At 69.7% G+C, this 5,859-nt stretch carries 4 protein-coding genes and 1 tRNA gene; 1 reads left to right on the forward strand and 4 read right to left on the reverse strand.

The genetic code is table 11. The features are described 5' to 3' along the window. The 4 genes from FRW57_RS16080 to FRW57_RS16095 form a co-directional block, all read right to left on the reverse strand. A partial coding sequence (locus FRW57_RS16080) for an SDR family NAD(P)-dependent oxidoreductase (RefSeq protein WP_152186469.1) occupies window positions 1-189 on the reverse strand: 189 nt, incomplete at its 3' end. A 43-nt stretch (window positions 190-232) separates the two neighbouring features. Next, complete coding sequence (locus FRW57_RS16085; RefSeq protein WP_152186470.1) at window positions 233-2,218, reverse strand: S9 family peptidase; 1,986 nt, start codon at window positions 2,216-2,218, stop codon at window positions 233-235. 115 nt (window positions 2,219-2,333) lie between these two features. Beyond that, a tRNA-Arg gene (locus FRW57_RS16090) sits at window positions 2,334-2,406 on the reverse strand. A 185-nt stretch (window positions 2,407-2,591) separates the two neighbouring features. Beyond that, window positions 2,592-4,286: an APC family permease gene (locus FRW57_RS16095; RefSeq protein WP_152186471.1), complete on the reverse strand. Its 1,695-nt coding sequence runs from the start codon at window positions 4,284-4,286 to the stop codon at window positions 2,592-2,594. A 439-nt stretch (window positions 4,287-4,725) separates the two neighbouring features. On the opposite strand from FRW57_RS16095, the gene FRW57_RS16100 reads away from it, so the two are divergent. Next, window positions 4,726-5,859, forward strand: a 1,134-nt coding sequence (locus FRW57_RS16100; RefSeq protein WP_238999459.1) for an MFS transporter, incomplete at its 3' end; no start/stop codon positions are given.

Below are 5,859 nucleotides of genomic sequence, written 5' to 3' on the forward strand. Positions count from 1 at the left end.
CAGGCCCGCGGCATCGGTGACGTCGGCCGGGACGACGAGCATGCGGCCCTCGGCCACCGCCTCGAGCTGGGACTGCCTCCTGGCCGAGACGGCCACGACCGCTCCGCGCGCCTGCAGCTCACGGGCGACCGCAGCCCCGATCCCGCTCGAGGCGCCCACGACCCAGGCGACCTTCTCGTGCAGGTCCATCCAGCCTCCCTCGTCGTCCTGGATCGTCTGCGTCCTGCTCGGGTCAGGTCAAGGTATCGGTTCGCGGCGGCGGGAAGTTGTCGATCTGGACCGCTGGCACCGGGTCGGCCAGCGTGAAGCCGAGCACCTGGCTGAAGAAGTACGCTTCCGCCTCGAGCGCGGCCACGATGTTCTCCGCCCTGCGGAACCCGTGGCCCTCACCTTCGAAGAGGACCAGCGACACCGGAAGTCCCTTGCGCCGCAACGCGTCGGCCATCAGCTCGGCCTGGCCTCGTGGGACGACCTCGTCCTCGGTGCCCTGCAGCAGGATCATCGGGCTGCCCAGCCGGTCGAGGTGCTCGATCGGTGAGCGGGCGGCATACGCGTCCTTGGCCTCGGGGTAGGGGCCGACGAGGCCGGTCGGGTACTGCGACTCGAACTTGTGCGTGTCACGGGCGAGGGCGGCGAGGTCTGAGATGCCGAAGTGGCTCGCCCCGGCCGCGAAGACGTCTCGGAAGGTCAGCGCCGCGAGGGTGGTGTATCCGCCGGCGCTTCCGCCGTGGATGGCGAGCCGGGCGCGGTCCACCCGTCCCTCGTCCGCCATCGCCACGGCGCCGGTCGCGCAGTCGTCGACGTCGACGAGGCCCCAGCGGCCCTTGAGCCGCTCGCGGTAGGCGCGGCCGTAGCCGGTGCTGCCGGAGTAGTTGACCTCCAGCAGCGCGAACCCACGGCTGGTCCAGTACTGGTCGGAGGGGGAGAAGGCCGGCGGCGCCATGCTGGTGGGGCCGCCGTGCGAGGAGACGATGAGCGGGGGCAGCTCGCCTTCCGGGGCCGTGAAGTCGGCGTTCGCCGGCCGGTGGAAGAAGCCGTGGACGGTCTCACCATCGGTGTTCTGCCACGACACCCGTTCGGGCCGGCTGAGGTAGCGAGGGTCGACCCGTTCGTCGCTGGAACGGCGCAGCACCTCGGTCGAGCCGTCGACCAGGCTGACCCGCACCACGGCAGACGGCGCGTCGACGAACCCGCCCATGAAGACCACCTGGTCGGCGGCGACGGCAAGCGAGCCGTATGCCGTGGCGCCGGTCTCGAGCAACCTCACCTGCCCGTCGGCCGGGTCCAGCAGGCCCATCCGGGCGAAGCCGTCCTCCAGCCAGGTGCACACGACGCGGCCGTCGCCGGTGAACCCGTAGGTGCTGGTGCCGAGCTGCCACTGCGGTTGCCCGAACTCACGATCCAGAGACAGGAGCGGCGACGCCGACGACTCCGGGGAGGTGAGGTCACCGGCATACAGGTTGGCGAAGCCGGTGTGGTCGGAGAGGTGCACGAGACGCCCGTCCGGCGCCCAACGCGGTTCGCCGACCGTCCGGCCGGGAGCACCGGCCCAGATCTGCCGATCGGTGAGGTCGCCTGCCGCGTCGAGGGTTCCGAGCCACACCGTGGTGTCGTCCCACGGCATGTTGGGGTGGTCCCACTGCAGCCACGCGAGGTGGGTGCCGTCGGGGCTGAGCTCCGGCCCCACCACGAAGTCGGTGTCGCCGACGAGGACGGTGCCGCCGTCGCCGTTCGGCCCCTCGAGGTCAAGGCGCACGAGCGTGTTGACCGGCTCGGCCTGTGGGTCGGAGTGGTCCTCGCGCACCGCGTAGGCGACCCCGCGCTCGGTGTCGAGCCGCAGGTCGCCGTAGCGCAGGGTGCCCTCGGGCGTGATCGCGTGCGGTGCGGGGTCGTCGCGGTCGAGACGGTAGACGCGCTGGTCGACGAAGTTGACGAACAGGACCAGCCCGTGCCGGACGGCGTAGGCACCGCCGCCGTACTCGTGGACGCGGGAGCGCACGTTGTAGGGCCCGGGTGTGACGTCCTGCCGTGCGCCGCCAGGGGTGCACCGGACCAGCACCGAGCGCCCGCCGTCGCCGGGCCGCGACTCGATCCAGTAGACGTCGCCGTCGTCGAGTCGCACAGCACCGAGGCCCACGGTGTCCCCGGCCACCGACGCGGCACTGACCGGGGAGCGCCAGGCGCCGAAAGGACGGGTGACGGGAGACGAGGTGGTCATGGCCGCCACTCTGGTGGACATCGATCGCGCCCACAACCCGGCCGCACGGTGCCCACGTCGGCGGGCCCGAGCTGACCGCGGCAAGCCCCTCGTCCTCCGGCCCCCTCACCATGCGTGCCCCCGGCAGGATTCGAACCTGCGACCTACCGCTTAGGAGGCGGTTGCTCTATCCCCTGAGCTACGAGGGCGGGGCGCAGCCGTCATACGAGATTGCTGCGGGGACGAGGCTACTGGATCCAGCCGGCCGGCCCGAACACTGCCCGAGGCCGAAGTCACCGTCCGTCGCTCGCACTCAGCTCGTCTTCTCCACCCTGCGATCAGTTGATCGGAATTTGATGGTGACGTCTTCCGTCCGTGCATACACGGTCTTCGGTCAGGCTCCTGTGACCTGCACTGGCTCGTCAGGTTCCGCGAGGATCTGGCGTACCTTGTCACCCGGTAGCTGGGAGTACCACGCCACCGCGAGCACGATGATGGTCAGGATGATGTTGGCGATGATGCCGCCGTCGAACCCGTAGACGTTCGCCTGGCCGGCATCGGTCACGGCCGCGCCGGAGTAGCTGCCGAGGTAGCTGACCACAGTGATGCCGCCGAACCAGAGCAGCACCCACCAGCCGTGCTTGAAGTCCAGCTGCGGGGCACGACGGTTCGGGCCGCGATCCGTGAGCTCGAAAATCCCCAGGAACACGTAGCCGAGCACCACGGCCAACATCATCTTCCAGACCTGGTCCCAACCGGCCCAATACATGATCAGGTTGCTGGACAGCACCGCCAGGAAGACGATGACCCACGGTGCCTTGGACCGGTAGGGGCGCTCCACCTCGGGGACCTGCTTGCGGAAGGTGACCAGTGTGATCGCTCCGATGCCGAAGGACAGTACGGTCAGCGAGGTGACGATGCCGACCAGCGCCTGCCAACTCGGGAACGGCAGGAAGAAGATACAACCCACGATCCATGCGAGGATCAGGCTCGGCCACGGCACGCCGTTGTTGTTGACCTTCGCCAGCACGGCCGGCGCGTTCTTGTTGCGGGCCATCGCATACGACATCCGGGCGGTGACGCCGGTGTAGATCAGCCCGGTGTCACCGGGCGAGATGAACGCGTCGGCATACAGCAGGCCGGCCAGCCAGCCCATGCCGAGGACCGTGGCGAGGGTGGCCAGCGGGCTGAAGTTGCCCGCGTCGCTGCCGGTCTTGATCAGGCTGCCGACGTCGTGCCAGCCGTGTGCGGCCAGCGCCGACGGGTCCTGCGCGCCGATGAAGGCGATCTGCAGCAGGATGTAGAGGACGCCGCAGATCAGCACCGAGCCGATCAGCGTCAGCGGCACGTTCCGCTTGGGGTTGTTCGTCTCACCGGCCAGCTCGATGCCCTGCCGCCAGCCCAGGAAGGAGAACGCGATACCCGCGGCTGGGATCGCCTCGAACGCGCTCTTCAGGCCATAGGGCGCGAACCCGTTGCCGTCCTTGGTGTCGAGGCTGAAGTTCGTGAAGTGGAATGCGGATACGATCACCGCGACGATGACCAGCACCATCATGCCCAGCTTCCACCACACCATCACGTTGTTGATCCGCGCGAACCACCTGACACCGAGGTAGTTGACCGCGACGAACAGCGCCATCAACGCGATCGCGATGATCAACCCGGCGCCGGTGAGGGTGGCGTTGTCGTGCTCCAGCCAGTGCAGGTATGACGTGGCGTAGGTCAGCACGGCCGAGACCTCGACCGAGGCGACGGCCGCACAGGAGAGCCAGGTCACCCAGCCCGACGAGTAGCTGGCGAACGAGCCCCACGCGTAGTGCGGGTACCGCGCGACACCACCGCTGCGCGGGAACATCACGCCGAGTTCGGCATAGCTGAGGCCGATGAACAGGAACATGATCGTGCCGACGATCCAGGAGATGATCGAGGCCGGTCCGGCTTGCGCGGAGGCGTGCAGCGAACTGAACAGCCACCCGGAGCCGATGATGGAGCCGATCGCAGTGAAGAGGAGCCCGATCGTGCCGAAGTCCTTTTTGAGGCGAACGTCATCGCCTGCGGCCACGCCGCTGCCCTCGACCTTCATTGACATTGCATACTCCCGTCGTCCGGGGTCTGTGGACCTGAACGGTTGGCATCTGACGCCCGGACAGTTATCTGCCCCGTTCCTCTCGCCAGCAAACGTTGCAGCGAACCTGCCCACGATGCTCCACCGCGTGTGCTGGAACGGCACCCCGGTGGCCGGTGAGCGCTCGCAGACGCTGCTGGCCGTGCTCGCCCAACACCGGGGGGGCGCCACCACCGCTCAGCTGGTCGCCCTCGACGCGGACCGCGGGCTGCCGGGAGATCGATGCCGTCGCGTGGGTGGGGGTCGTGATCGGTGTTCACGCGACGACTGTGTGGCCGGGCAGATCCACGGCGGCTGCACGCCGGTTCCACGGACTCCCGTCCCGCTTCACCGGGCCCGAACCTGCCGGTGACCGGCAAATTCAGGTGTGGCTCTGGCCGCCCGCCCCCGTAGGGTGAGGCGCGTGCCAGCCGCCCGAACCGTGCCCACGACCGCGCCCGACGTCGTGCAGGTGCAGCGACGCACGGTCCGCACCCTGGTCGGGAGCCAGATGCTCGGCGGGGTCGGCGTCTCGAGCGGTATCGCGGTCGGCAGCATCCTCGCCGAGGACCTGCTCGGGTCCCCTGACCTGGCCGGTCTCGCCAACACCGCCCAGGTCCTGGGAGCGGCCGTCCTGACCGTCCCGATGGCACGGCTCATGGCGGCCCGCGGCAGGCGCGCCGGCCTCGTCGCGGGTTATGCGACCGGAACCCTCGGCGCGGCACTGGCGGTCCTGGCCGGCATACGTGGCTCCTTCCTCCTGTTGTTGTGCGCCACCGCGTTGTTCGGGGCAGCCACCGCGTCCAACAGCCAGGCCCGGTATGCCGCGGCCGACCTTGCGCGCCCGGAGCACCGCGGTCGCTCCCTCGCCCTCGTGGTCTGGGCGACGACGGTCGGCGCGGTCCTCGGGCCCAACCTGATCGGCCCGGCCGGCCGGCTCGCCCGAGGACTCGACATCCCCGAGCTCGTGGGGCCGTTCGTGTTCAGCATGGTCGGCTTCGTCCTCGGCGGTGTGCTGCTGTGGATCCGGTTGCGGCCCGACCCGCTCCTGCTCGCCCGACGTGCTGCGATCGACGCCGGCGACGACACCCAGACCCATGGATCGCTGCTCCGGGGCCTTCGGGTCATCCGCGCCTACCCGGCCGCCTTGCTCGGACTCGCCGCCGTCGCGATCGGACACACGGTGATGGTCGGCGTGATGGTGATGACGCCGCTGCACATGCACCACGGCGGCGCGGAGCTGCGGCTCGTCGGCTTCGTCATCAGCATCCACGTGCTGGGCATGTACGCGTTCTCCCCGGTCACCGGTCTGCTGGTGGACCGGATCGGCGAGCGGGCGGTCATCCTCGCCGGCGTGGTCGTCTTCCTCGCCGCGGCGGTGCTGGCGGGGCGTGCGCCGGAGGGCTGGTCGGGGCTGCTGACGGCCGGTCTCTTCCTGCTCGGGCTGGGCTGGTCGTGCACCAGGGCATGGTGCCGCCGCAGGACGTGCACGCGGAGCAGAGCGTGGTCGGCGGGATGCTGCTGTCCAAGGACGCGATCGCCGACTGCATCGAGGTGC

It is taken from the genome of Segeticoccus rhizosphaerae (assembly GCF_009192725.1).
GTDB lineage: Bacteria > Actinomycetota > Actinomycetes > Actinomycetales > Dermatophilaceae > Segeticoccus > Segeticoccus rhizosphaerae.